Origin of the sequence: Actinoplanes sp. NPDC049668, assembly GCF_044465445.1 — a bacterium.
GTDB lineage: Bacteria > Actinomycetota > Actinomycetes > Mycobacteriales > Micromonosporaceae > Actinoplanes.
In genome coordinates, this window is record NZ_JBITLR010000001.1 from 257,610 (window position 1) to 282,344 (window position 24,735).

A 24,735-nucleotide genomic window follows, 5' to 3' on the forward strand; every position below is an offset into this window, starting at 1 on the left:
TCTACGTCTGTCACGACCGACAACTTAACGTACCGGCCCGGTGCCCGAGGCGCTGACCGCGTGCCTCGCCCGCCACCAGCGCTCGGCGAATCCGACGACCAGGAAGACCCCGCCGACGTACGCCCAGCCGACCAGCACGTCGATCACGTAGTGCTCGCCGGAGTAGACCAGCGTGAACGTCATGGCCAGCGGATATGCCAGCAGCAGCGGCCACCAGCGCTTCGCGACCATCGGCAGGAAGAAGACCACCGCCATCAGCGCGTACGCGGTGTGCAGCGACGGCATGGCCGCGACCGGATTGGAGGCCTCGACCTGCAGGGCGTTGAGGGTGTTGCCGGCGCTGTGCAGCCCGATCGCGTTCCATCCGTTGGTGGAGATGCGCTCGACGTGCTCGGGCAGGAAGCCGTACTTGTTCGCCCACCACGGCGGCGCGGCCGGGTAGAGGAAGTAAGTGATCAGCCCGGCCACGCTGAGGGTGAACCAGCGCCGCATGAAGCGGCCCCACTGCTCGCGGTGCCGCAGCCAGAGGATCACGCCGATGGTCGGCACCGCGAGGAAGTGCGAGACGTAGACCAGGGAGACGACCACCTCCCACCACTGCACCGCGTTCGGCTGGTAGAGGTGCTGCTGCAGCCAGACCGTCGGCACCTCGCCGCCGGTGAACCAGCCGAACATCCACTCATCGGCGTGGATGAGCTCGGTGACGTGCGGAGCGAACAGGTCGTCGGCGTAGCCGCGGGAGACGTTGTAGACGACCAGCAGCAGCGAGATCGGCAGCCAGTCGCGCAGGAACAGCAGGTGCCGCTGCCACGGCAGGTCGCTGCGCCAGGCGATGGTGGCCAGCCACAGCCAGCCGAACGCGATCAGCGGGTCGCTGGTCGGCACGCCGATGAAGTACGTGCCGACCGCGAACGCCGCCGCCCAGATCAGCATGCCGATGATCCGGCGCCGGCGCGGTGTCGGCGTCGTTGCGGTTTCCTGAACGGGCGGTGGGCTGAGGATGGTCACGGCGTCCCAGGTTAGCGAGGGTTGGCGAAGGCGGACTCGTCGAACGGACCGACGACGGCGAGGGACATCGGGCGCTTCAGCAGGTCGGCCGCGAGCAGGTTCACCTCGTCGAGGGTGACCTCGTCGACCCGGGCCAGCAACTCGTCGACGCCCATCAGGTCGCCGTGCAGCAGCTCGGACTTGGCCAGCCGGCTCATCCGCGAGCCGGTGTCCTCCAGGCCGAGCACGTACGAGCCCTTCACCATGCCCTTGCCGCGGGCCAGCTCGTCGGCCGTGATGCCCTCGGCCGCGACCACCGCCAGCTCGGCGCGGATCAGGGCCAGCACCTCCTCGGACTTGCCGGGGGCGCAGCCCGCGTAGACCGCGAACAGGCCGGCGTCGGCGTACTGGCTGCCGTACGAATAGACCGAGTACGCCAGGCCGCGCTTCTCCCGGATCTCCTGGAACAGCCGGCTCGACATGCCGCCGCCGAGCACGTTGTTGAGCACGCCCAGCGCGAAGCGCCGCTCGTCGCCCCGGTTGATGCCCGGGCAGCCGAGCACGAGGTGCGCCTGCTCCGTGTCGCGGTGCCGCACCACCGTGGCCGGCTTCCGCGGCTTCGGCGCGCCGCCCGAGCCCCGCTTCGGCGCGGGCTCCGCCAGCCCTTCGGTGAACGGGCTGCCGGCCAGTCCCGCCCGGACCAGCCGGACGACGCGGGCGTGGTCCAGGTTGCCCGCGGCGGTGATGACGATCTGCGGCGCCTTGTAGCGGGCGCGGTAGAAGCGGTTGATCTGGGTGCGGGTCATCGGGGAGATGGTCTCCGCCGTACCGGAGATCAGCCGGCCCAGCGGGGTCTCCGCGCCGAAGACGGCCTCGGTGAAGAGGTCGTGCACCTCGTCGCCGGGCTCGTCGTCGTGCATGGCGATCTCTTCGAGGATCACCCCGCGCTCGGTCTCGACGTCCTCCGGATCGAGGATCGAGGACGAGACGGCGTCGCAGAGCACGTCGACGGCGAGCGGCAGGTCGACGTCGAGCACCCGCGCGTAGAAGCAGGTGTACTCCTTCGTGGTGAAGGCGTTGGTCTCGCCGCCGACGGCCTCGATCTCCGCGGAGATCTGCAGGGCCGTGCGCTTCTCGGTGCCCTTGAAGAGCAGGTGCTCGAGGAAGTGCGAGGCGCCCGACATCGCCGGGGTCTCGTCGCGCGAGCCGACGCCGACCCAGACGCCGAGGGCGGCGCTACGGGTGGTCGGGATCGACTCGGTGAGGATGCGCAGACCGCTGGGCAGCACGGTGCGGCGCACGCCGCCCTGCAGGGTCCGGGTGACAACGCGGGCCGGCCTCTCGGCCGGCCCGCGGGAACTCGCTGTCATACGTTAATCAGCTGCGGTCGCCGCTGGGACGCTGCCGGCGACGGCGGGGCTCGCCGCCACCCTCGCCACGGGGACCGCGGTCCTCGCGCGCCGGGCGGCCGCCGTTGTCCGCGGCGTCGGCCGGGGCGGCCGGGGCCTCCTCGCCCTCGGGGCGGACCTTGTCCAGGTAGATCTTGCCGCGGTTGTCGATGTCCGCGATCTGGACCTCGACCTTGTCGCCGACGTTGAGGAAGTCCTCGACCTTGTCGACGCGCTTGCCGTCGCCCACCTTGGAGATGTGCAGCAGGCCGTCGCGGCCCGGCAGCAGCGAGATGAACGCGCCGAACGCGGCCGTCTTCACCACCGTGCCGAGGAACTTGTCGCCGGCCTTCGGCATCGTCGGGTTGGCGATGGCGTTGATCCGCTCCACCGCGGCCTCGGCCGCCGGGCCGTTGGTCGCGCCGACGTAGATCGTGCCGTCGTCCTCGATCGAGATGTCCGCGCCGGTCTCGTCCTGGATCGCGTTGATCGTCTGACCCTTGGGGCCGATGACCATGCCGATCTTGTCGACCGGGATCTTCACGCTGGTGACCCGCGGCGCGTACTCGGACATCTCGGCCGGGCTGTTGATGGCCTGGTCCATGACGGCGAGGATGGTCGCGCGGGCCTCGTGCGCCTGCTGCAGGGCGGCGGCCAGCACGTCCGACGGGATGCCGTCGAGCTTGGTGTCGAGCTGCAGCGCGGTGACGAACTCCGGGGTACCGGCGACCTTGAAGTCCATGTCACCGAACGCGTCCTCGGCTCCGAGGATGTCGGTCAGGGTCACGTACTCGGTCTTGCCGTCGACCTCGTCGGAGATGAGGCCCATGGCGATGCCGGCGACGTGCGCCTTCAGCGGCACACCGGCGCTGAGCAGGGCCAGCGTCGAGGCGCAGACCGAGCCCATCGAGGTCGAGCCGTTGGAGCTCAGGGCCTCGGAGACCTGGCGGATCGCGTACGGGAACTCCTCGCGCGTCGGCAGCACCGGCACGAGGGCCCGCTCGGCCAGCGCGCCGTGACCGATCTCGCGGCGCTTCGGCGAACCCACCCGGCCGGTCTCACCGGTCGAGTACGGCGGGAAGTTGTAGTTGTGCATGTAGCGCTTGGACTTGTCCGGCGACAGCGTGTCCAGCGACTGCTCCAGCCGCAGCATGTTCAGCGTGGTGACGCCCAGGATCTGGGTCTCGCCGCGCTCGAACAGCGCCGAGCCGTGCACCCGGGGCAGGATGCCGACCTCGGCGGACAGCGGCCGGATGTCACGCGGGCCGCGCCCGTCCATCCGGACCTGCTCGCGGAGCACGCGGTTGCGCACCTCGGACTTGGTGACCGAGCGGAACGCGGCGCTGATCTCCTTCTCGCGACCCTCGAACTGCGGGCCGACGGCCTCGACGACCTTGGCCTTGATGCGGTCCAGGGCCTCCTCGCGGTCGGCCTTCAGGACGATCTTCAGCGCCTCGGCCAGCTCGCCCTTGGCGGCCTCGGAGACGGCGCCGTAGACGTCGTCCTGGTAGTCCAGGAAGACCGGGAACTCCTGCACCGGCTTCGCGGCGACCTCGGCCAGCTCGCTCTGCGCGCGGCACAGCTCGCGGATGGCCGACTTGGCGGCCTCGATGCCGCTGGCGACGACCTCTTCGGTCGGCTTCGGCGCGCCGGACGCGATCAGGGTCAGCGCGTGCGGGGTGGCCTCGGCCTCGACCATCATGATCGCGACCTCACCGTCAGCCAGCGTACGGCCGGCGACGATCATGTCGAAGGTGGCCCGGGCCAGCTCCTCCAGCGTGGGGAAGTTGACCCACTGGCCCTCGACGTGCGCGACGCGCGTCGAGCCGACCGGTCCGCTGAACGGCAGGCCGGAGAGCTTGGTCGACATCGAGGCGCCGTTCATGGCGACGACGTCGTAGGGGTGCTGCGGGTCGAGCGCGAGGACGGTCTCGACGACCTGGACCTCGTTGCGCAGGCCCTTGGTGAACGACGGGCGCAGCGGCCGGTCGATCAGGCGGCAGGTGAGGATCGCGTCCTCGCTCGGGCGGCCCTCGCGGCGGAAGAACGAGCCGGGGATCCGGCCGACGGCGTACATCCGCTCCTCGACGTCGACGGTCAGCGGGAAGAAGTCGAAGTGCTCCTTCGGCTGCTTGCCGGCCGTGGTCGCGGAGAGAACTGTGGTCTCGCCCAGCTGGACGATGACCGAGCCGGCGGCCTGGCGGGCCAGCTTGCCGGTGGAGAACGTGATCTCCCGCGTGCCGAACGAGCCGTTGTCGATGACGGCGGTGCGAGATTCGGTGCCGAGAGCTTTCTGGTCTGTCATGTGGTGCGGTACTCCTTCGTCGAGGACCCGGCGGTTCACACAGCGCGGAAGGGGCTGGCCGGTCTTCGATCGAAGTGCCCGAGATTGACTGGCTCGGGAACCACTACCGAGGACCGGGGCCGGTGGCCTGGTGCCGCGCGGGTCCGTGGGTGTAACTCGGGGGAGCGGCCAGGCGGCCACTCCCCCGTCAAATCAGCGGCGCAGGCCGAGACGCTCGATCAGCGTCCGGTAGCGCGCGATGTCCTTCTTCTGGACGTAGTTGAGCAGGCGGCGGCGACGGCCGACCAGCAGCAGCAGACCACGACGGCTGTGGTGGTCGTGCTTGTGCGCCTTGAGGTGCTCAGTGAGGTCGGCGATCCGCTTGGTGAGCATCGCGACCTGCACCTCGGGCGAACCGGTGTCGCCCTCGACGGTCGCGTACTCGGTCATGATCTTGGTCTTGGTCTCTTGATCGAGCGCCATGTTCTCCGTGATTCTGTGTTGCCGGTGAATTCGGTGCCCCGCATCGCGGAGCCAAGCTCGCGGCCCGCGGCGTCGGGCAGGCAGGCGAGTCCGGTCGTCGGATGTGCCGACGTCCCGGCAAGCTTATCAGCAGCTTAGATTTCGGGTCGGGCGAGCACGCTCCGCGTCTGCTCGACGTCCTCGCGGATCTGCGCGACCAGCGGCTCGATGCCCGGGTAGACCCGCTGTTCCCGCAGGTGGGCAACGAAGTCGAGGCTGACGCGCTCGCCGTACAGGTCGCCGGCGAAGTCGAGGACGTATGCCTCGACCCGGCGCTCGCGGCCGGAGAACGTCGGGTTCGTGCCGACCGAGACCGAGGCGGGCAGCGGGCCGCCGTTCCGGCCGCCGCGGATCAGCCGCGCCGCGTAGACGCCGTCGGACGGTATGGCCGCGTACCGGTGGCACATGAGGTTGGCCGTCGGAAAGCCGATCTCGCGGCCACGCTGGTCGCCCCGGACGATGACGCCGCCCAGGCGGTGCGGCCGGCCGAGCGCGGCGGCCGCGGCCGCGACGTCCCCGGCGTCGACACAGCTGCGGATGTACGTGGAGGAGAAGACCAGCCCGTCCTGCGCCACCAGGGGCGCCTCCTCGACGGTGAAGCCGAAGGTACGCCCGAGGCTGGTGAGCATGGCCAGGTCGCCGGCCGCCCGGTGGCCGAAGCGGAAGTTGTCGCCCTCGACCACGACGGCCGCGTGCAGCGCCTCGACCAGCACGTCGTGCACGAAGGCCTCGGCACTGAGCTGGGAGAACGCCGGGGTGAACGGGACGACGCAGAGCGCGTCGACGCCGAGCTGCTCGATCAGCTCGGCCTTGCGCACCGGCTCGGTCAGCACGGCCGGGTGTGAGCCGGGCCGCACGACCTCGGCCGGGTGCGGGTCGAAGGTCACGACGACCGAGTGCAGGCCGAGGTCGCGGGCCCGCTTCACGGCGTGCCCGATGATCGCCTGGTGGCCGCGGTGCACGCCGTCGAAGACGCCGATCGTCACCACCGACCGGCCGAATCCGCCCGGCACCGCCTCGTAGCCCCGCCACCGCTGCATTCCGCCGCCTCCCCTGGCCCAGATCTCGCGGGTAAGCGTATCGGTCACCCAAGGTGCCTGAAACGCTACAGTTGATGCCGATATGAGCATCGACTGGAGTCCCCTAGTCCTGCTCGCGGCCGAGTTCATGTTCGCCGTGCTGTTCGCGCGCGCCCTGAGTGGCTACCTCCGCCGCCGCGACCCGCTGCAACGCGACGTCACCCTGGTCTTCGCGCCCTTCGCGGTGCTGTTCGTCACCGACGTGATCCGGCGGGTCATCGGCGGGATGCTGCCGTACTGGCTCGGCGTGATCGCCCTGCTGGCCCTCCTGATCCAGCCGTACCTCACGGTCCGGCTGGCCGCCCGCCTGCGCACGGTGCCCTGGTGGCTGCACCTGACCGTGCTGGCCACCTTCGTCGTCACCGCCGCGCCGCTCGCGTTCGCCGACCGGCCGCGCCCGCCCGAGGCCTGGGCGCTGGCCATGACCGGCTTCGTCGCCGCCGAGATCGTCGCCGGCTGGCTGCTCCTCGGCAAGGCGCGGACCCGCTCCGGCGCGAACCGGGCCCGGCTGATGATCGCCGCCTTCGCCACCTTCGCCATCGGCGCGATGATCGTGCTGTTCGGCATCGGCTCGCTCGACGGCGCCGACTCCGGGTTCCGGACCGCGAGCCGGGTGGTCGCGCTGGTCAGCGCCGCCGGCTACCTGATCGCGTTCCTGCCGCCGCGCTGGCTGCGCCGAGCCTTCTCCGCCTCGGCCGCCCAGTCGGTGACCGAGCGCCTGCTGCGCACGCCGGTGGAGTCGCCCGAGCAGGTGTGGCAGACCTACGCCGAGATCATGCTGGTGCAGACCGGCGCCGACGCGGTCACGGTGCTCATGCCGTGCGCAGACGGCCGGCTCGCGCCCGCCGCGTACTCCGGCCCGCCGACCGCGGCACCCTACGAGCTCGCCTACGAGGAGATCGCGGCGCTCGTCCGCGACGGGCAGCCGGCCCGGCTGCGGGAGGGCGGTCCGGCGCTGGTCGCCCACTACGGCGACGACCTCGGCGACGACTTCGTGACCGTGCTGAGCATGCCGGTGCCGCCGGACGCCGAGGGCGCGGTGCTGCTCTTCAACCGGCACCGCAGCCTGTTCCGGGACGACGACCTGCGGCTGCTGGCCGCGCTGGGCGGCCAGGCCGGCATCATCGCGGAGCGGCAGGCCGTCACGTCGGCGCACCGGCGCATGGCCGCCGAGCTGAGCGCCTCCGTCGAGGCGCTCACCCGGGCCAGCCAGGCGAAGAGCCTGTTCCTGGCGAACATGAGCCACGAGTTGCGCACCCCGCTCAACGCCATCATCGGCTTCAGCGACCTCATGCGCCTCGAGGAGCCGGACGGCGACCGCCGCCGGGTGCCGGCCGACTGGATCGAGCACGTGCACAGCAGCGGCCGGCACCTGCTCGGCCTCATCAACGACATCCTGGACCTCGCCAAGATCGAGGCGGGCCGGCTGGACCTGCGGCTCGCGCCGCTGCGGGTCGACACCGCGGTCGTCGACCTGCTGACCGGGCTCTCGCCGCTGCTCAAATCCAAGCGCCTGACGGTCACCACGAAGCTGCCCGAGGTCACCGTGCTGGCCGACCGGGTCCGCTTCCGGCAGATCGTGGAGAACCTGCTCTCCAACGCGATCAAATTCACCCCGGAGGGCGGGTCGATCTTCGTCTCGGCGGCCGCGGCGGCCGACGACTTCGTCGACATCACGGTGGCCGACACCGGGGTGGGCATCGACCAGGCCGACCACCACCGGGTCTTCGAGGAGTTTCAGCAGGTCGGCGACCCGGAACGGCATCGCGCCGGCACCGGCCTCGGGCTGGCGTTGACCAAGCGGCTGGTCACCGCGCACGGCGGCGAGATCGCCCTGGAATCGGCGCCCGGCGAGGGCAGCGCCTTCACCGTACGGCTGCCGGCCGCGGCGATCCTCAGCTTCGAGGAGGGGCCGGCCGCGGGCGCCCGGGTGCTGCTGGTCGAGGACGACCCGCAGTCGGCGGAGCTGCTCAGCACCCAGCTGGTCGGCGCGGGCTACCACGTCGACGTCGCCGGCACCGGCGAGGCCGGGCTCACCGCGGCCGGCGCACACCCGCCCGACGCGATCGTGCTCGACGTCCACCTGCCGGGCATCGACGGCTTCGAGGTCATCCGCCGGCTCAAGGCGGATCCGCGGCTGGCGCCCATCCCGGTCTTCTTCGCCACCATCATCGACGAGCGCCAGGCCGGGCTGGCGCTGGGCGCGCACGACTACTTCGTCAAGCCGGTCGACCAGGCCGCCCTGCTGGGCGCCCTGGCCAAGGTGACCGCGCACCGGCCGACGCCCCGGGTGCTGGTCGTCGACCACGACGACGAGGTGCGGCAGGCGATCGAGCAGGGCCTGCGCGCGGGCGGGGCCGACGTGGTCGCGGTCGCCGACGGCCGCAACGGGCTGGCGCTGAGCCGCGAGGGCCACTTCGACCTGATCGTCTGCGACATGCAGTCGCCGGAGGTGGACGGCTTCAACCTGCTGGCCGCCATCGAGCAGGACCCCGCCACCCGGCACACCCCGGTGCTCGGGCTGACCGCGGCGGCCGGCGGCGTACGCGCGCCGGGCGACGCCGGCGCGCTGGTCGCGACGGCGATGGCCGGTGGCGTGGTGGCGACCGCGATGGCCGGCGGCGCCGGTTGGGAGACCCTGGCGCCGCTGCTCTGCGGCTCCGCGAAGGCCGTGAACGACGAGGAGGAGATCCCGTGACGGCAGCGAATGCGCGCATCCTGCTGGTCGAGGACGAGGAGCTGAACAGGACCCTGGTGAAGGCGGTGCTCTCCCGGGCCGGGATCGCCGCGGTCCGCGACGCCGAGGTGGTCGACGCGTCCTCGATCGCCGCCGCGCGCGAACAGCTCGGCGCCGAGGACATCGACCTGATCCTGCTCGACATGAACCTGCCGGACGGCAACGGGCTGACCCTGGCCAGCGAGCTGGCGGCGGGCACGGTGGCGGTGGGCCGCCCCCGGCCGACGGTGGTCGCGGTCACCGCGAGCGTGCTGCCGCAGGACCGGGCGGCGGCGCTGCAGGCCGGGTGCGACGGCTTCCTGGACAAGCCGTACGCGGCCGCGGACCTGGTGGCGACGGTCGCCGAACACCTGTCCCGGCGTACCTGACGGCCGCTACGCGGGCGCGAGCACGATCTCGGCGCGGGCCTTGCCGTCTCGCTCCGAGACGATGGCGAGCACGTCGCCGGCGGCGTCGAAGACCGCGTAGGGCCCCTCGATGCCGACCGGCTCGAGCGGGCCGCCGTGGCTGAGCACCCGAGCCTCCTCCGCGTCCGCCGCGCGCTGCGGAAAGGCCCGCCGGGCCGCGTCGGCCATGGGCAGGCCGATCACGTCGGGGGCGCGCTCCTCCAGCTCCGGCAGGGTGGCCGCCTCGGCGAGCGACAGGCCGCCCACGGCCGTACGCCGCAGCGCGGTGAGGTGGCCGCCGACGCCGAGCGCGCGGCCGAGGTCCCGGGCGATGGCCCGGATGTAGGTGCCGCTCGAGCAGGTCACGTCGATGTCGACGTCGACGAGGTCGCCCGCCCGCCGGATGTCGAGCACGTCGAGCCGCGACACGGTGACCCGGCGCGCGGCCAGCTCGACCTCCTCGCCGTCGCGGACCCGCTTGTAGGCCCGCTGCCCGTTGACCTTGATGGCGCTGACCGCGCTGGGTACCTGATCGATCTCGCCCGTCTGCGCGGCGAGACCGGCCCGGATCCCGTCGTCGGTGACCCCGGCGGCCGGCACGGTCGCGGTCACGTCGCCCTCGGCGTCGTCGGTGACGGTCGACTGCCCGAGCCGGATCGTGGCGGTGTAGCTCTTGCTCGAACCGATCACGTACGTGAGCAGCCGGGTCGCCCGGTTGACGCCGATGATGAGCACCCCGGTGGCCATCGGGTCGAGCGTGCCGCCGTGCCCGACCCGCCGGGTCCTGGCCAGCCGCCGCACCCGCGCGACGACGTCGTGGGAGGTCATCCCGGCCGGCTTGTCCACAACGATGAGCCCGTCGACGTTCACACGCACCACCCAACCAGACCGGCCGGTGCGGGATCAGGCCGGGGCGAGGTTGCCGGCCACCCGCTCGAGCAGGCCGATCAGGGTGACGTACTCCTGCTCGGCGAGGCCGTCGGTCACCCGGGCCCGGGCGGCGTACACCCGCTGCGCGATCCGGTCGTGCGCGGCCCGGCCGGGCCCGGTGAGGGTCAGCGACCCGGGCTCAGCGCCGGCCGCCCAGCCTCGGCCGATCAGATCGTCGACCTCCGGGCACACCGAGTCCGCGAACGGCGCCAGGGCCTCGTCGAGCCCCGCCCGGGTGGCCGGTCCCTGCTCGATGGTGTGCAGGACCTGCCAGTGCCGCCGGGTCAGGCCGTCCTCGGCTAGCAGGCGGCCGAGGTCGGCCTCGATGCGGCGGTCGATCTCTTTGATCCAGTATCCGAGCGGGCGCATCCCGCCACCTCCCCTTTAGATGTCTTTTTACATGTAGTTGTAAGATAACATGCATGGACGAGCTGGCGGAGATCGAGCGGGCCATGATCACCATTCGCCGCAGCCAGAGCCGCCGGGCGTTGAGCCGCGTCGGCACGGCCGGCGATTCCGCGGTCTTCGGGGTGCTGGACGCGATCGAGGAGGCGGGCGGCCCCTGTTCCGTCGGCGAGGTGGCCGCGGCGCTCGGCGTCGACCAGCCCCGGGCCAGCCGACTGGTGGCCCGCGCGGTCGCGGACGGCCTGATCGTGCGGCAGGCGGATCAGCAGGACGGCCGGCGGACGCTGCTCGCCCTCACGGCCCGGGCGCACGCGCACCTGGCCGGGGCGCACGCGTCCCGGCAGGCGGTCTTCGCCCGCGCCATGGCCGACTGGCCGGACCAGGACCGGGCGGCGTTCGCCCGCCTGCTCGGCTCCTTCACTGCCTCACTCGGCGCACTCACCTCGCCCAGCCCGGGCCGCTGACCCGCGCCCGCCCGGGCCCGCCACGGCGGGACGGCCAGGCCGCGGGACGGTCAGCGGGTGGCGCCGAGGACGGCCCAGCGGGAGCCGCGCCAGCGGATCAGGATGAAGACGAGCCTGATCAGCATGAACAGTGCCAGGCCGAACCAGACGCCGGCCAGGCCTCGGTCCAGCGCGTAGGCCAGCCAGATCGCCGGGAGGAAGCCGAACAGGGCCGCGGCCAGCGTCATCGTGCGCAGGAACGCCACGTCGCCCGCGCCGATCAGCACGCCGTCCAGCGCGTAGACCACTCCCGCGAAGGGCAGCATGCCGACGAACCACGGCCAGACGATCGCCGCCTGCGCCAGCACCGCCGGGTCGCCGGTGAACAGGCTTGGCACCACGTCCGCACCCGCCGCCGCCAGCGCGGCGAAGGCCAGGCCCGCCACCGCGCCGACCCAGGTCACCCGGCGGGCGACCGCCCGGGCGCCGGACCCGTCGCCCGCGCCGAGCGCGGCGCCGACCAGCGACTGGGCCGCGATCGCCACCGCGTCCAGCGCCAGGGCACAGAAGAACCAGAGCTGAAGGCCGATCTGGTGCGCGCCGACCGCCGCGACCCCGAAGCGGGCCGCCACCGCCGTGGCCGACAGCCAGCAGGCCTGGAACGCCGCACCGCGGATCAGCAGGTCCCGGCCCAGCACCAGCTGGCGCACGATGATCGCCGGGCTGGGCCGCAGCGGCGCACGCTGGCGGAGCAGCGCCCAGAGGAAGAGGCCGCCGGAGAGCGACTGCGCCACCACGTTCGCGACCGCCGAGCCGATCAGGCCCCACCCGGCGGTGTAGACCAGCAGCGGGCAGAGCACGGCGGAGAGCACGTTCGCGCCGAGCACGAAGATCAGCGGGCGCCGGGTGTCCTGCACCCCGCGCATCCAGCCGTTGCCGGCCGCCGCGAGCAGCAGGCCCGGCGCGCCGAGGGCCGCGATGCGCAGCCAGCCGGCGGCGGCCTCGGCGGTCGCCGGATCGCCGGCCAGCGCCCGGGCGAGCGGGTCCGCGAAGAGCTGCGCGAGCAGTACCAGCAGCACGCCGACGGCCAGGGCCAGCCAGGAGGCCTGCGCGCCCTCGGCGACGGCGGCGGCCCGGTCCCCCGCACCGAAGCGACGGGCGGCCCGGCCGGTGGTGCCGTAGGCCATCAGCGTGCCGAACCAGACGGCGACCGACATCACGGTGCCGCCGACGGCGACCGCGGCCAGCGGCACGGGGCCGAGATGGCCGACCACCGCGGTGTCGACCAGCACATACAGCGGCTCGGCGGCCAGCACGACCAGCGCCGGCAGGGCGAGGGCGGCGATCCGCCGCGTCAGCGTGCGCTCGTCAACAGCGGCGGCCGGGCTCATGACTCCACATGATGCCCGCCGAGCCGTAAGGAGCGCAATACGCTCGGAGACTTACCTACTGGCGCGTGTCCATGGACGTCTGCAGCGCGCGGCGGGCCTGCTCACGGGCGTCGTCGGACGGCTGGGGCTTGGGCTTGGGCATGGCGGCCATGATCGTGGTCCTTCCACGGCGGGACGGGTGCACGGCACCCACTGATCGATCGAGCGGGGCGTCGCGGTAGGCCGGCCCGGGATCACCGGACGAGCAGCGAGGCGACGCGCCCCGGGCGGATGCGCCCGGGTGGCTCGAGGCAGCTGCGGCGTGCGGTGGTAGCGCCCGTGCAGAAACCAAATCACCGTTCAAACAAACTATCGTTCAGTCCCGCTTTTTGCGATGAGCATCCCGCCGTACGGGACACGAACGAATGACAAAAGGCCGACCCACGGGGTCGGCCTTTTGGGGGAAAAGCTACTTAATGAGACTATTGTCCAGTTTGTCGCAAATGCCGGACACGATCTCGGCGGGCGTGCCGTGGCCCGTGAAGCCCGCGGCCAGCCGGTGCCCGCCGCCGCCCAGCGCGACCGCGACGGCGCTCACGTCGACCGCGCCCTTGCTGCGCATCGACACCGCCCAGACCCCGGCGCCCAGCTGCTTGACCACGACGGAGACGTCGACCTCGGCCACGCACCGGACCGGGTCGATGAGGGCGTCCAGCACATACGGCCGCTGTTCGTGCCGCTCGAGGTCCTCCAGCGTCGCGTAGGTCCACACCAGGCCGTGCCCGGCCGCCGCCGCCGGATCGAGCCGCGCGCGGCTCAGCACGTCGGCGAAGAGCTTCATCGCGCCGAACGGCCGACTGTCGAAGATGCGCCGGGAGATCTCGCCCGGCCGCAGCCCGGTCGCGATCAGCCGGGCGGCCATCTCGTGCACCTGCGGCGTGGTCATGTCGAAGCGGAACGAGCCGGTGTCGGTCGCCAGGGCGACGTACAGGCACTCCGCGATCTCCACGTCCAGCGGCACGTCGAGGCGGTCGAGCAGCTCCTCGACGACAACGGAGGTGGCGGCCGCGGCGGCGTCGACCAGGTTGACGGAGCCGAAGCCCGCGTTCGAGGCGTGGTGGTCGAGCACGACCGTGGCCCGGGCCGTCGTCAGCCGGTCGGCTAGCCCGCCGAGCCGGGACTCGGCGGCCACGTCGAAGACCAGCACCAGGTCGGGATCCGGCCACGCCTGCGCCTCCGGCACCAGCAGGTCGAGGCCCGGCAGCGCGGTGAACGGCTCCGGTATCTCGAACTCACCGGGGAAGGTCGCCTGCAGCCGGGCCACGCCGAGCCGGCGCAGCCCCAGCGCGAAGCCGAGCATGCTGCCCAGCGCGTCGCCGTCCGGGTTGACGTGGCAGATCAGCAGGACCCGACCGGTCGGGGCCAGCTCGCGGATCGTCGTGACGGCCGCCGACCATTCGGCGGCCGTCGGCTTGACCGAAGCGGCGACCGCCTCGGTCACCCCTGATCCTCGCGGGCGCCGACCCGCTCGTCGGCCTCCTCGAGGTCCTCCTCGTCGACCTTGTACGGGTCCGGGTCGCCGGCGTACTTCTTGCCGGCGGCGAGCCGCTGCACCTCCTCGTCCCGGTGCCGCGCCGCGGCCAGCAGATCGTCGATCTCCTTGGCGTGGTCCAGGACGTTGTCCAGCACGAACGTCAGGCTCGGCGAGTGCCGCAGGCCCAGCGCGTGGCCGACCCGGGTGCGGAGCATGCCCTTGGCGCTCTCCAGCGCCGCCGCGGTGGCGGCCTGCTCGGTCTGGTCACCGAGCACGGTGTAGTACACGTGCGCGTCGCGGAGGTCGCCCGTGATCCGGGCGTCGGTGATCGTCACCATACCGAGCCGGGGATCCTTGATCTCGCGCACCAGCGATGCCACCAGCTCGCGGATTCGCTCCGCGTGCCGACGCGTCTTGGCCGGATCCGACATATCGCCCACCTCCGACAATCTTGCCTGCGGGTCGAACCACCCCGCCCAACGCCTGAAGCCTACCCATGACGTCCCGGCACCGAACGTCCCGGCCGTCCGTCGCCGCCCGCACCCGACCGGCCCGGATCAATCGTCGTCGCCGTGTAGCCGGCGCTTCACGGAGAGGAGTTCGATCTCCGGACGCCCGGCCACCTGGTTCTCACAGGTGTCGATCACCGCACGCGCCTGGTGCGCCTCGGCGGCGACGGCGGCGACCCCGATCTGCGCCCGCCCGTGCAGATCGTGCGCGCCGACCTCGGCGACGCTGACCTCGTACCGGCGCAGCATGGCGATGATCGGTCGAACATAGGAGCGCTTCTGCTTGAGCGAGTGCGAGTCACCGGGCAGGAGCAGGTCGAAGAGCGCGGTTTCGGTATACATCAGCGAGCAGGGTACGCCCGCCGCCAGCCGAGGTCAGCCGCTTTTCCGGGCCACCACGACGTCGCGCTCGATGCCCTGGTCGACCCGGTGGCTCAGGTCCTCGTGGGCGACGAGCTCGAGGCCGTTGGCGAGCAGGATGTCCTCGGCGAGCTCCCGCTTGGCCACCTTCAGGTTCCAGGACAGCCCGATGGCGCCGCCGGGGCGCAGCAGCGCCAGCCACTGCGGCACGGCCCGCTCCAGCAGGTCCAGCGGCCGGCGGGACATCCCGCCCTCGTCGTCGTAGCTGCCGTGCGCGACGCCGTACGGCAGGTCCGCGACCAGCACGTCGACGGTGTTGGCCCGGATCAGGCCGTCCAGCGCCGTGGTGTCCGCGTTGAGCACCGTCAGCCGCTGCACCACGCCGGCCTTGTGATCCTCCTTGCTGGCCGCCATCGTGATCTCCAGGCGGCGGGCGGCGCGGCGGCCCTGGCGGCGGACCGGCACCAGCTCGGCGGTGTGCTTGAGGCGCTTGCGCTTCAGCCAGGTCTGCAGGAACAGCTTGTACGCCTCGACGTCCTTGCCGTCGATCTCCACGCCGACGGCGTCGTAGCCGTACATGAGGGCCTGGTTGAGCGTGGTGCCGCGGCCCGCCAGCGGATCGCCGACGACGAGGTGGCCGTCGAGCATCCGCGACGCGGACCTCGAGGCCAGCAGCGTGAGGTTGAGCAGCAGCTTGGTGAACTGCTCGTTGGTCTTGCCGGCGTACTTCGGAATGGTGATCAGGTCGCTGTCGTAGCGGGCCAGCGGCGTCAGCTCGACCGGGCGCAGCAGGTCGTCGCCGACGCGCTCGAAGAGGGCGTAGGCCGCCGACATGTTCGACAGGTAGGCGACGTCGCGCGGCTGCAGGTCGGCGTCGAAGGTCAGGTACTCCACCCCGCCGATCGCCGCGGCGCCGACCTCGGTGACGTCCGCGGAGAGCACCGGCCGGAACGCGGCCAGCTCGGCCCGGGAGAGGCGGCCGGCCTGGTCGGCGTACACGCGGTTGGCGGAGGGCGCGAGCAGCATGGCGTAGCTAGACATTCCAGTAGTAAAGACAACGGCCCCCGGCGCCGTAGCGCCGGGGGCCGTCAGCCGGGGTTTGTTACGCCCGCGGCTTCTCACGCATCTCGAAGGTCTCGATCACGTCGCCGGCCTGCGGCGTGCCGAAACCGGTCAGGGTGAGACCACACTCGAAGCCCTCGCGGACCTCGGTGGCGTCGTCCTTGAACCGCTTCAGCGAGCTGATCGTGACGTTTTCCGCCACCACGGTGCCGTCGCGCAGGATGCGCGCCTTGGCGTTGCGGCGGATGAGACCGGAGCGGACCAGACAGCCGGCGATGAGACCGATCTTGGACGAGCGGAACACCTCGCGGATCTCCGCGGTGCCCAGCTCGACCTCCTCGAACTCCGGCTTGAGCAGGCCCTTGAGCGCCGCCTCGATCTCCTCGATGGCCTGGTAGATCACGCTGTAGTAGCGGATCTCCACGCCGGCGCGGTCGGCCATCTCCTTGACCTTGTTGCTGGCCCGGACATTGAAGCCGATGATCGTTGCGGTCTGGTCGGAGGAAGCCGACGCCAGGTTGACGTCGCTCTCGGTGATCGCACCGACGCCGCGGTGGATGACCTTGAGCTGCACCTCGTCCGGAATCTCGATCTTGAACAGCGCGTCCTCGAGCGCCTCGACCGAACCCGAACCGTCGCCCTTGAGCACCAGGGTGAGCGAGGTCTTCTCGCCCTCCTTGAGCTGCTCCATGAGCGTCTCGAGGGTTGCCTTGCCCTTCGAGTTGGCGAAGCTCGCCGCGCGACGGCGTGCCTGCCGCTGCTCGGCGATCTGCCGGACCGTGCGGTCGTCCTCGGCCGCCAGGAACGTGTCGCCGGCGCCAGGCACCGACGTCAGGCCCAGGACCAGGACCGGACGGGCCGGACCCGCCTCGCTGACCTGGTTGCCGTTCTCGTCGAGCATGGCGCGGACGCGGCCGTGCGCGCCGCCCGCCACGATCGAGTCGCCGGCCCGCAGCGTGCCCTTCTGGACCAGAACCGTGGCAACCGCGCCCCGGCCCTTGTCGAGGTGGGCCTCGACCGCGACGCCCTGTGCCGGCCCGTCGATCGGAGCGGTGAGCTCCAGCGACGCGTCGGCGGTCAGCAGCACGGCGCCGAGCAGGTCCTCGATGCCGATACCGGGCTTGGCGGCCACGTTCACGAACATCGTGTCGCCGCCGTACTCCTCGGCGAGCAGGCCGTAGTCGGTCAGCTGCTGGCGGACCTTGTCCGGGTTGGCGTCCGGCTTGTCCACCTTGTTGACCGCGACCACGATCGGCACGTCGGCCGCCTTGGCGTGGTTGAGCGCCTCGACCGTCTGCGGCATGACGCCGTCGTCGGCCGCGACCACGAGGATCACGATGTCCGTCACCTGGGCACCACGGGCACGCATGGCGGTGAACGCCTCGTGGCCCGGGGTGTCGATGAAGGTGATCGCCCGATCCTCGCCCTGGTGCGGGACGGTGACCTGGTAGGCGCCGATGTGCTGGGTGATGCCACCCGCCTCGCCGGCGACCACGTTGGTCTTGCGGATCGCGTCGAGCAGCTTCGTCTTACCGTGGTCGACGTGACCCATGACGGTCACGACCGGCGGACGGGTGACGAGGCGGTCCTCGGCGATCTCGGCGTCGAGGTCGATGTTGAACCGCGACAGGAGCTCGCGGTCCTCGTCCTCGGGGCTGACGATCTGCACGTCGAAGCCCAGGTGCTCGCCGAGCAGCAGCAGCGTGTCGTCGGAGCACGACTGCGTCGCCGTCACCATCTCGCCCAGGTTGAACATCTCCTGGACCAGCGAACCCGGGTTGGCGTTGATCTTGTCGGCGAAGTCGGAGAGGGACGCACCACGCGACAGCCGGACCTCCTGGCCCTGGCCGCGGGGCGCACCCGACGACATCTGCGGAGCCGACAGGTTGTCGAACTCCTGACGCCGCTGCTTCTTCGACTTGCGGCCACGCGTCGGCCGGCCGCCGGGACGCCCGAAGGCACCCGCCGCACCGCCGCCGCGACCGCGACCGCCGCCACCCGGACGACCGGGAGCACCGGCACCGACCGGGCCGCCGCCACCGGGGCGGAAGCCGCCACCGGCGCCGCCGCCACCGCCGCCGGGGCCACCGCGGTAACCGCCGCCACCGCCGGCGCCACCGCCACCGGGACCGCCACGGTAACCGCCGCCACCGCCGGCGCCACCCGCGCCACCGGGGCGGAAACCGCCACCGGCGCCACCGGGACCGCCACGACCGCCACCGGGACCGCCGGGACGGCCTGCGCCGCCGCCGGGGCCGCCACGACCGCCGCCGGGACCGGCGGGGCGCTGTGCGGGCATGGACGCGGGGCTGGGACGCGGCGGCATCGAGGCAGGGCTCGGCCGCGGCGGCATGCCGGGCTGGTTGGGCCGGGGCATCGCCGACGGGGTCGGACGCTGCGCGCCACCGGAGACGCCGAACGGGTTGTTGCCGGGGCTACGGGCCGGCGGGCGCGGCGCGCCACCCGGTCCGGGCCGGCCGGTCGTGGGCGCGCCCGGGGTTCCGGGACGCGTTGCCGCGGGCGAACCGGGACGCGGCGGAACCGTGCCCGGGCCCGGGGGCCGCGGACGGGAGGTCCCGTCGGCCGGAGGCTGCTGCGCCCGGCGCTCGGTGTCGCGCTGGCGTGCGGCCTGTGCCGCCTTGACGGCGGCCTCCTGCTCGGCCTTCAGCGCCGAGGCGCGCGCCTCTGCGGCCGCCACCTCGATGTCATGGGCACTCGCCGGCTTGGCGACCGGACCGGGCGTGGGGCCCGGACGGCCGGGTACCGGCGGCTTGGGCCGAACCATCGAGCCGGGTGACGGCGCCGGGGACGTGGGTGCGCTGGTGGGCGCCCCCTCGGCCGGGGCGGCGGCGGGCCGGCGCGGCGGCTGCGGCCGCGCGGTCGATGGGGTGGCCCGGGGGGCGCTGGGCGCGCTCGGGGCACTCGGCGCGGCAGCTGCGGGTGCCGCCGGGGCGCCACCGCCCTGCGCGTCGAGGGCACCACGGAGCCGCCGGGCCACCGGGGCCTCGACCGTGCTGGATGCGGATTTGACGAACTCGCCCATCTCTTTGAGCTTGGCGAGAACGGTCTTGCTGTCGACCCCGAGCTCTTTGGCGAGCTCGTGAACGCGGGCCTTGCCTGGCACTGCACTCCTCACTTCGAGGTCGTGCGAGCAGCGCCCGCCGACCTCACTCGTGCACTAGAAGCCTGGTCATTTCAGGGACTTCATCGTGTGCTCATCTGGGTCGTCCTACCTTGCTGGACATGGATGGGGCACTTACCGCTCCATCATCGGTTGTTCCACACGGAATGGAGACCGCGCGGATGTGTTCGGCAAGCAATCCGGTGTCAGCAACACCGGTGAGTCGCAGCGCGCGCCCGAAGGCACGGCGCCGCTCCGCCTGCGCGAAGCAGGCCGGATCAGGATGCAGATGCGCTCCCCGACCCGGCAGTCGGCGGTTCGGATCGGGCTGGAGCCGGAGGTGACCCTCCGCCCCGACCGCGACGAACCGCAGTAAATCGGAGGCCGGCACGCGTGAGCGACACCCAACACAGGTTCGTGTCGGACCGGCCACCCGAAAGTCTACCCCCCGTACCGGACGCTCGCGTATCCGGTCAGCTTCCGGTCTCTGCGGCATCGCGCTCCACGGCCGGGTCCGGGTCGTTGTCCGGGCGGATGTCGATGCGCCAGCCGGTCAGCCGCGCGGCCAGCCGGGCGTTCTGCCCCTCCCGGCCGATCGCCAGGGAGAGCTGGAAGTCCGGAACGGTCACCCGGGCGGTCCGCGTGGCCGCGTCGACCACCTCCACCCGCAGCGCCTTGGCCGGCGAGAGGGCGTTGCCGACGAAGTGCGCCGGGTTCTCCGAGTAGTCGATGATGTCGATCTTCTCACCGTGCAACTCGCTCATGACGGCCCGGACGCGCTGGCCCATCGGCCCGATGCAGGCGCCCTTGGCGTTGACGCCGCTCACCCGCGAATGCACCGCGATCTTCGTACGGTGACCTGCCTCACGTGCGATCGCGGCGATCTCCACCGTGCCGTCGGCGATCTCCGGAACCTCGAGGGCGAAGAGCTTCTTCACCAGCGCCGGGTGGGTGCGCGACAGGGTGATCTGCGGTCCGCGGAAACCCTTCGCGACGTGAACCACCACACAGCGGATCCGGGCACCGTGCTCGTACGTCTCGCCCGGCACCTGCTCGGCCTGCGGCAGGACCGCCTCGAGCTTGCCCAGGTCGACGATGACGATGCCCTTCTCGGCGCGGGCCGCGTCGGCCTGCACGATGCCGGTGACCAGGTCACCGTCCCGGCCCGCGTACTCGCCGAAGTGGACCTCGTCGGTGGCCTCGCGCAGCCGCTGCAAGATGACCTGCTTGGCGGTCATCGCGGCGATGCGGCCGAAGTCGTGCGGTGTGTCGTCCCACTCACGCACGACCGTGCCGTCGGCGTCCAGCTCCTGCGCGAAGACCTGGGCGGCGCCGTTCTTGCGGTCGATCTCCACCCGGGCGTGGCCCTCGGCCCCGTCCGTGTGCCGGTACGCGGTCAGCAGCGCTGTCTCGATCGCCGCGAGGATCGTCTCGAACGGGATCTCCCGCTCGCGCTCCAGGGCGCGCAGCGCCGCGAGGTCGATGTTCATCTCTCCTCGCCCTCCCCATTCTCGTCGTCGTCTTCATCTTCATCTTCGTCACCGGGCTCGTCGTCATCCGGCTCTTCCTCGTCCGGGAAGACGGCCTCGTCCAGCCGCTTGAACTCGATCTGTACCCGGCCGGGCCCGAGGTCGGCGAACGGGATCTCGCTGGTCTTGCCGTCGACGTCCAGCACTACGCCGGTCTCGTCGGCGGCCGTCACGCGCCCGGTCAGCGACTTGCCCGCGACGGTGACCGTCACCAGCCGGGTCACGTTGCGGCGCCAGTGCCGGGGCTGGGTCAGCGGCCGATCGACGCCGGGCGAGCCGACCTCCAGCTGGTACTCGCCGGCCAGCACCTCGCCGCCGGCCTCCTCGGCCGCGTCGAGCGCCTGGGAGATCCCCCGGGACACCGTGGCCACGTCGTCCAGGCCGATGCCGCCGTCGGCGTCGACCAGGACGCGGACCACGTGCCGCCGGCCCGCGCGGGACAGGCTGACGTCCTCGAGGTCGAAACCCGCGGCGGCGACGACCGGCTCGATCACCGCGCGCACGCGGGAACCCGCGGCCGCCAGGTCGATGCGCGGCGCGGCGGGGGTCCGCTGCTCCGCAACGGCATCGCGGCCACGGCCGCCACTGCGACGGTTGGCCGCCCGGGCACCGCCGCGATCACGCTGCGTCATCGGGCCCAACCCTTCTGCTCGAATTCGGCGGGCGGAGAGGGCTCCGCACGCCGATCGCCGGGAACACCGGGATGCCACCGGGGCGAAATCCCCGGCGGCTGACGCAGAGCGTAACGCGCCGCTGGCTCCGCCCGGCCGCCGCCGCACCGAATCCGCGCCATGCGCAGGTCAGCGGCGTGGGCGCCGGGCCGTGGCCGCGATGGTGTTGACTTACCGCGTGAAAAGACGTCAGCTGATCCGCCTGGCGGCCGGCACGGCACTGAGCGCTACGACGCTGACCGGCTGCGGGCTCCTCGGGAACGACCCGGAGCCCGTCCCGCCGCCCGACGCGCTGCAGCCGGTGCTGGACGAGGCGCTTCAGCTCGCGGCGGCCTACGACCGGGCGGTGCTGGCCGAGCCCGGGCTCGCCAAGCGGCTGCAGCCGCTGGCCGAGGACCACCGGACACACGCCGCCGAGCTGGCCCGGGTGATCGGCGTGACGCTGCCCTCGGGCGCGCCGGCGTCGAGCGCGCCGGCGGCGGGTGGCGACGCGGCCGACTCGGTGGCGACCCTGCGCAAGGCCGAGCTGGCGGCGCTTAAGACCGCGTCGACGGCCTGCCGGACCGCACCGGCCGACCGCGCCGGCCTCACCGGCTCGATCGCCGCCGCCCGCGCTACGCACGCGGAGGCGCTGCGATGACTGAACAGCTGTCGGCCGCGCTGGCGGCGGAGGAGGCGGCGATCTACGCGTACGGGATGGTCGGGGTGCAGCTGACCGGCGAGGGTGACCTGGCCGAGGCCCGCGCGGCCGAGGCGGCGCACCGGGCCCGGCGGGACGCGCTGATCAGCCGCATGTCGGCGTTGAAGGCCAGCGCCGCGCCCGCGCCCGCCGGCTACGAGCTGCCGTTCGAGGTCACCGACCGGGCCGCCGCGCTGAAGCTGGCCATCCAGGTCGAGGACGGCGTCGCGCAGGCGTGGCGCGCGGTGCTGCCGGCCAGCGAGGGCGCCGACCGGGCGGCCGCGCTGAACGCATTGATCGATTCCGCGGTCCGCGCCACCCGGTGGCGGCGCCTCGCCGAGGTCACGCCGGCGACGATGGCCTGGCCGGGAAAGGCCTGAGAAGCTTTCACACTTCGGGTTCTTGCCCGAGAATGACGCAGTGTCGCAGGACGAGTACGACCTGGCCAACCCCCGCTGGCACCTGGCCATCCGGCTCCGTGACGTGATACTGCGCCGCTGGTCGGCCGACGTGCGCGCCATCGGCGTGCACGGATCGATGGCGCACGGCGACGATTCCGACAGCAGCGACCTCAATCTGCAGGTCGTGACGTACAAGCCGAACGCCGGGCCGCACGCCACCCTGCGCCGGGTCGACGGCATCCTGGTCGAGCTCAGCGTCGGCAGCGCCGACGACGGCATGCGCCGGGCCACCGAGCTGACCCCGCGCTGGCCGCTGGAGGCGGACCGCTACCTGACCACCCGCGGCCTGCACGACCCGCGCGGCTGGTTCGGCGCCCAGCGCGACGCGCACCTGGCCCGGCTCGCCGAGACCCGGCCGGCCGAGTTCTCCGGGCTCGCCCGGCGCAACTGGTGCGTCGCCTCGGCCGCGCACGCCCGGGCGGTGCGGCTGGCCGAGTGGTACGACACCGACGCCGCCCTGGTCCTGCTGGCCGAGGCGCGGCTGCACGCCGCCATGGTCGCCGGCCTGCTCAGCCGTACGTACTTCCGCAACCGGGCCGATGCGGTCAAGCGCACCGGCCTCGCCGGCGCGGACGCCACCGAGCTGGCCGCGGTCCTGCACACCCAGGCCGACGAGCTGACCGCCCGGGGCCGCCCGGTCGACGGCCCGCTCGGTGCCCTCTTCGAATGACACCCGCCGGGCGTCAGGCGACGCCGACCCCGATCAGCGCACCGACCGCATAGGTCGCGCCGGCCGCCGCGGCGCCGAGCATCAGCTGCCAGAGACCGCCGCGCCACCAGGCGCGGCCGGTGAAGCGCGCGAACACGACCCCGGCCGCGAACAGGCCGGCGCCGCCGGCCAGCAGGGCGGCGGCCAGGCTGTCGAAGCCCAGCAGGTACGGCAGCAGCGGCACCACGGCGCCGATCGCGAAGCACCCGAAGGAGGACGTCGCGGCCGTCAACGGGCGCGGCAGCTCGTCCGGGACGACACCGAGCTCCTCCTGCGCGTGCACCCGCAGCGCCTGCTCCGGGTTCGCCTTCAGGACGTCGGCCACCTGGCGGGCGAGCGGCTCGGGCAGCCCTCGGGCGGTCCACATGCCGACCAGCTCGTCGGCCTCGCCGTCCGGGTTGACCCGCAGCTCGTGCCGCTCCTTGTCCAGCTCCGCCGCGACCTGGTCGTTCTGGGTGCGGACGCTGGTGTACTCGCCGATGCCCATCGAGATCGCGCCGGCCACCAGGCCGGCCACGCCGGTGAGGACCAGCGCCTGCCGGCCGACGCCGCCACCGCCGACGCCGGCGATCAGGGCGATGTTGGTGACCAGGCCGTCCATCGCGCCGAAGGTGGCCGCGCGCAGCCAGCCGCCGGAGACGTCCGCGTGGTGCTCCGGCGCCGTCACGGCAGGGTCAGGATCTCGTAACCCTCCTCCGTGACCACCAGCGTGTGCTCGAACTGCGCGGTCCACTTGCGATCCTTGGTGACGACCGTCCAGCCGTCGTCCCAGGTCTCGTACTCGTGGGTGCCGAGGGTGATCATCGGTTCGATGGTGAAGGTCATGCCGGGCTCCATCACCACGTCGAGCCGCGGGTTGTCGTAGTGCGGGATGTACAGCCCGCTGTGGAACGTCTCGCCGATGCCGTGGCCGGTGAAGTCGCGGACCACGCCGTAGCCGAAGCGGCGCGCGTACGCCTCGATGACCCGGCCGATCGCGTTGATCTGCCGCCCGGGCGCGACCGCCCGGATGCCGCGCATCATCGCCTCGTGGGTGCGCTCGACCAGCAGCCGGGCCTCCTCGCTGACGTCGCCGACGCAGAAGGTCGCGTCGGTGTCGCCGTGCACCCCGTCGATGTACGCCGTCACGTCGACGTTGACGATGTCGCCGTCCTCGAGCACCGTCGAGTCGGGGATGCCGTGGCAGATGACCTCGTTGAGCGAGGTGCAGCACGACTTGGGGAAGCCCTTGTAGCCCAGCGTCGACGGGTACGCCCGGTGGTCGCAGAGGAACTCGTGCACCACCTTGTCGATCTCGTCGGTCGTCACGCCCGGCTTGCAGTGCTCACCGGCGAGCTGGGTCGCCTGCGCGGCGATCCGCCCGGCGACGCGCATCCGCTCGATGATCTCGGGGGTCTGCACGTGCGAGCCGCGCCACTGCGCCGGTCGCTTCTTCCCGACGTACTCCGGGCGGGTGATCTGCGGCGGCACCGCCCGCCACGGCGACTGCTTTCCCGGCACGAGAGGGGCGCGAACGGTCATCGGCCCACTTTATCGCCGCCCGCACCCGGCGCCCCCGCGGCGGGGCGC

At 72.5% G+C, this 24,735-nt stretch carries 24 protein-coding genes; 6 read left to right on the forward strand and 18 right to left on the reverse strand.

Features of this window, described 5'->3' with window-relative positions:
• Window positions 1-24: 24 nt before the first annotated feature.
• From ACIBSW_RS01210 to ACIBSW_RS01230, 5 genes are all read right to left on the reverse strand, one after another.
• Window positions 25-933 (reverse strand): phosphatase PAP2 family protein, encoded by a 909-nt coding sequence (locus ACIBSW_RS01210; RefSeq protein ID WP_354719562.1) that lies wholly within the window; start codon window positions 931-933, stop codon window positions 25-27.
• 86 nt (window positions 934-1,019) lie between these two features.
• Window positions 1,020-2,357 carry a pitrilysin family protein gene (locus ACIBSW_RS01215; RefSeq protein ID WP_354719430.1) on the reverse strand — a complete coding sequence of 446 codons (1,338 nt, stop codon included), beginning with the start codon at window positions 2,355-2,357 and terminating at the stop codon, window positions 1,020-1,022.
• A gap of 7 nt (window positions 2,358-2,364) precedes the next feature.
• Window positions 2,365-4,680: a polyribonucleotide nucleotidyltransferase gene (locus ACIBSW_RS01220; RefSeq protein ID WP_354719432.1), complete on the reverse strand. Its 2,316-nt coding sequence runs from the start codon at window positions 4,678-4,680 to the stop codon at window positions 2,365-2,367.
• Between the two features lie 192 nt (window positions 4,681-4,872).
• The gene (gene rpsO, locus ACIBSW_RS01225) at window positions 4,873-5,142 is read right to left on the reverse strand and encodes a 30S ribosomal protein S15 (protein WP_184990233.1); all 270 of its coding nucleotides are present in this window, start codon (window positions 5,140-5,142) and stop codon (window positions 4,873-4,875) included.
• A gap of 134 nt (window positions 5,143-5,276) precedes the next feature.
• Entirely contained in the window at window positions 5,277-6,221 is a 945-nt protein-coding gene (locus ACIBSW_RS01230; RefSeq protein ID WP_354719564.1) for a bifunctional riboflavin kinase/FAD synthetase, read from the reverse strand.
• Window positions 6,222-6,303: 82 nt separating this feature from the next.
• Here ACIBSW_RS01230 and ACIBSW_RS01235 point away from each other — a divergent pair, with 82 nt between their 5' ends.
• The gene (locus ACIBSW_RS01235; protein WP_354719434.1) at window positions 6,304-8,958 is read left to right on the forward strand and encodes a response regulator; all 2,655 of its coding nucleotides are present in this window, start codon (window positions 6,304-6,306) and stop codon (window positions 8,956-8,958) included.
• On the forward strand, window positions 8,955-9,365 hold the full coding sequence (locus tag ACIBSW_RS01240) for a response regulator (RefSeq protein ID WP_354719436.1): 411 nt from the start codon (window positions 8,955-8,957) through the stop codon (window positions 9,363-9,365). Before ACIBSW_RS01235 ends, ACIBSW_RS01240 begins: the two co-directional genes overlap by 4 nt.
• A 6-nt stretch (window positions 9,366-9,371) precedes the next feature.
• Here ACIBSW_RS01240 and truB read toward each other — a convergent pair whose 3' ends face one another.
• Both truB and ACIBSW_RS01250 read right to left on the reverse strand, forming a co-directional pair.
• Window positions 9,372-10,253 (reverse strand): tRNA pseudouridine(55) synthase TruB, encoded by an 882-nt coding sequence (truB, locus tag ACIBSW_RS01245; protein WP_354719565.1) that lies wholly within the window; start codon window positions 10,251-10,253, stop codon window positions 9,372-9,374.
• A gap of 33 nt (window positions 10,254-10,286) precedes the next feature.
• On the reverse strand, window positions 10,287-10,682 hold the full coding sequence (locus ACIBSW_RS01250) for a hypothetical protein (protein WP_354719438.1): 396 nt from the start codon (window positions 10,680-10,682) through the stop codon (window positions 10,287-10,289).
• Between the two features lie 53 nt (window positions 10,683-10,735).
• Here ACIBSW_RS01250 and ACIBSW_RS01255 point away from each other — a divergent pair, with 53 nt between their 5' ends.
• Window positions 10,736-11,182, forward strand: a complete 447-nt coding sequence (locus ACIBSW_RS01255; protein ID WP_354719439.1) for a MarR family winged helix-turn-helix transcriptional regulator — start codon at window positions 10,736-10,738, stop codon at window positions 11,180-11,182.
• A 50-nt stretch (window positions 11,183-11,232) separates the two neighbouring features.
• Here the strand turns inward: ACIBSW_RS01255 and ACIBSW_RS01260 are convergent, their stop codons facing one another.
• The 9 genes from ACIBSW_RS01260 to rimP form a co-directional block, all read right to left on the reverse strand.
• A complete protein-coding gene (locus ACIBSW_RS01260; RefSeq protein ID WP_354719441.1) occupies window positions 11,233-12,552 on the reverse strand; it encodes an MATE family efflux transporter in 1,320 nt (439 codons plus the stop codon).
• A 448-nt stretch (window positions 12,553-13,000) separates the two neighbouring features.
• Window positions 13,001-14,032: a bifunctional oligoribonuclease/PAP phosphatase NrnA gene (locus tag ACIBSW_RS01265; protein ID WP_354719443.1), complete on the reverse strand. Its 1,032-nt coding sequence runs from the start codon at window positions 14,030-14,032 to the stop codon at window positions 13,001-13,003.
• Window positions 14,029-14,496 carry a 30S ribosome-binding factor RbfA gene (gene rbfA / locus ACIBSW_RS01270; RefSeq protein ID WP_354719445.1) on the reverse strand — a complete coding sequence of 156 codons (468 nt, stop codon included), beginning with the start codon at window positions 14,494-14,496 and terminating at the stop codon, window positions 14,029-14,031. The genes ACIBSW_RS01265 and rbfA overlap by 4 nt, the downstream gene beginning before the upstream one ends.
• A 126-nt stretch (window positions 14,497-14,622) precedes the next feature.
• Entirely contained in the window at window positions 14,623-14,916 is a 294-nt protein-coding gene (locus ACIBSW_RS01275) for a DUF503 domain-containing protein (RefSeq protein ID WP_354719446.1), read from the reverse strand.
• 33 nt (window positions 14,917-14,949) lie between these two features.
• Entirely contained in the window at window positions 14,950-15,975 is a 1,026-nt protein-coding gene (locus tag ACIBSW_RS01280) for an SAM-dependent methyltransferase (RefSeq protein ID WP_354719448.1), read from the reverse strand.
• Between the two features lie 61 nt (window positions 15,976-16,036).
• Entirely contained in the window at window positions 16,037-19,120 is a 3,084-nt protein-coding gene (gene infB / locus ACIBSW_RS01285; RefSeq protein WP_354719450.1) for a translation initiation factor IF-2, read from the reverse strand.
• Window positions 19,121-19,211: 91 nt separating this feature from the next.
• Window positions 19,212-19,613, reverse strand: a complete 402-nt coding sequence (locus tag ACIBSW_RS01290) for a YlxR family protein (RefSeq protein WP_354719452.1) — start codon at window positions 19,611-19,613, stop codon at window positions 19,212-19,214.
• Entirely contained in the window at window positions 19,591-20,607 is a 1,017-nt protein-coding gene (nusA, locus tag ACIBSW_RS01295) for a transcription termination factor NusA (protein WP_354719454.1), read from the reverse strand. Before nusA ends, ACIBSW_RS01290 begins: the two co-directional genes overlap by 23 nt.
• Window positions 20,604-21,278, reverse strand: a complete 675-nt coding sequence (rimP, locus tag ACIBSW_RS01300; protein WP_354719456.1) for a ribosome maturation factor RimP — start codon at window positions 21,276-21,278, stop codon at window positions 20,604-20,606. The genes nusA and rimP overlap by 4 nt, the downstream gene beginning before the upstream one ends.
• A 232-nt stretch (window positions 21,279-21,510) precedes the next feature.
• On the opposite strand from rimP, the gene ACIBSW_RS01305 reads away from it, so the two are divergent.
• The 3 genes from ACIBSW_RS01305 to ACIBSW_RS01315 are packed head-to-tail and all read left to right on the forward strand — an operon-like array spanning window position 21,511 to window position 23,127.
• Entirely contained in the window at window positions 21,511-21,957 is a 447-nt protein-coding gene (locus tag ACIBSW_RS01305; RefSeq protein ID WP_354719567.1) for a hypothetical protein, read from the forward strand.
• A complete protein-coding gene (locus ACIBSW_RS01310) occupies window positions 21,954-22,376 on the forward strand; it encodes a DUF4439 domain-containing protein (protein ID WP_354719458.1) in 423 nt (140 codons plus the stop codon). The genes ACIBSW_RS01305 and ACIBSW_RS01310 overlap by 4 nt, the downstream gene beginning before the upstream one ends.
• 40 nt (window positions 22,377-22,416) lie before the next feature.
• Window positions 22,417-23,127 (forward strand): nucleotidyltransferase domain-containing protein, encoded by a 711-nt coding sequence (locus ACIBSW_RS01315; protein ID WP_354719459.1) that lies wholly within the window; start codon window positions 22,417-22,419, stop codon window positions 23,125-23,127.
• Window positions 23,128-23,140: 13 nt separating this feature from the next.
• Here the strand turns inward: ACIBSW_RS01315 and ACIBSW_RS01320 are convergent, their stop codons facing one another.
• Together ACIBSW_RS01320 and map are read right to left on the reverse strand one after the other, a co-directional pair.
• Window positions 23,141-23,833, reverse strand: a complete 693-nt coding sequence (locus tag ACIBSW_RS01320; RefSeq protein WP_354719461.1) for a VIT1/CCC1 transporter family protein — start codon at window positions 23,831-23,833, stop codon at window positions 23,141-23,143.
• Window positions 23,830-24,687 (reverse strand): type I methionyl aminopeptidase, encoded by an 858-nt coding sequence (map, locus tag ACIBSW_RS01325; RefSeq protein ID WP_354719463.1) that lies wholly within the window; start codon window positions 24,685-24,687, stop codon window positions 23,830-23,832. The genes ACIBSW_RS01320 and map overlap by 4 nt, the downstream gene beginning before the upstream one ends.
• Between the last annotated feature and the right edge of the window lie 48 nt (window positions 24,688-24,735).

Bases quoted from the DNA above. Each gene is read 5' to 3' on its own strand.
- ACIBSW_RS01210 (WP_354719562.1), bottom strand. From the start codon at position 933: ATGCTGATCTGGGCGGCGGCGTTCGCGGTCGGCACGTACTTCATCGGC.
- ACIBSW_RS01215 (WP_354719430.1), bottom strand. From the start codon at position 2,357: ATGACAGCGAGTTCCCGCGGGCCGGCCGAGAGGCCGGCCCGCGTTGTC.
- ACIBSW_RS01220 (WP_354719432.1), bottom strand. From the start codon at position 4,680: ATGACAGACCAGAAAGCTCTCGGCACCGAATCTCGCACCGCCGTCATC.
- rpsO (WP_184990233.1), bottom strand. From the start codon at position 5,142: ATGGCGCTCGATCAAGAGACCAAGACCAAGATCATGACCGAGTACGCG.
- ACIBSW_RS01230 (WP_354719564.1), bottom strand. From the start codon at position 6,221: ATGCAGCGGTGGCGGGGCTACGAGGCGGTGCCGGGCGGATTCGGCCGG.
- ACIBSW_RS01235 (WP_354719434.1), top strand. From the start codon at position 6,304: ATGAGCATCGACTGGAGTCCCCTAGTCCTGCTCGCGGCCGAGTTCATG.
- ACIBSW_RS01250 (WP_354719438.1), bottom strand. From the start codon at position 10,682: ATGCGCCCGCTCGGATACTGGATCAAAGAGATCGACCGCCGCATCGAG.
- ACIBSW_RS01255 (WP_354719439.1), top strand. From the start codon at position 10,736: ATGGACGAGCTGGCGGAGATCGAGCGGGCCATGATCACCATTCGCCGC.
- ACIBSW_RS01260 (WP_354719441.1), bottom strand. From the start codon at position 12,552: ATGAGCCCGGCCGCCGCTGTTGACGAGCGCACGCTGACGCGGCGGATC.
- rbfA (WP_354719445.1), bottom strand. From the start codon at position 14,496: ATGTCGGATCCGGCCAAGACGCGTCGGCACGCGGAGCGAATCCGCGAG.
- ACIBSW_RS01275 (WP_354719446.1), bottom strand. From the start codon at position 14,916: ATGTATACCGAAACCGCGCTCTTCGACCTGCTCCTGCCCGGTGACTCG.
- ACIBSW_RS01280 (WP_354719448.1), bottom strand. From the start codon at position 15,975: ATGTCTAGCTACGCCATGCTGCTCGCGCCCTCCGCCAACCGCGTGTAC.
- ACIBSW_RS01290 (WP_354719452.1), bottom strand. From the start codon at position 19,613: ATGCCGCAGAGACCGGAAGCTGACCGGATACGCGAGCGTCCGGTACGG.
- nusA (WP_354719454.1), bottom strand. From the start codon at position 20,607: ATGAACATCGACCTCGCGGCGCTGCGCGCCCTGGAGCGCGAGCGGGAG.
- rimP (WP_354719456.1), bottom strand. From the start codon at position 21,278: ATGACGCAGCGTGATCGCGGCGGTGCCCGGGCGGCCAACCGTCGCAGT.
- ACIBSW_RS01310 (WP_354719458.1), top strand. From the start codon at position 21,954: ATGACTGAACAGCTGTCGGCCGCGCTGGCGGCGGAGGAGGCGGCGATC.
- map (WP_354719463.1), bottom strand. From the start codon at position 24,687: ATGACCGTTCGCGCCCCTCTCGTGCCGGGAAAGCAGTCGCCGTGGCGG.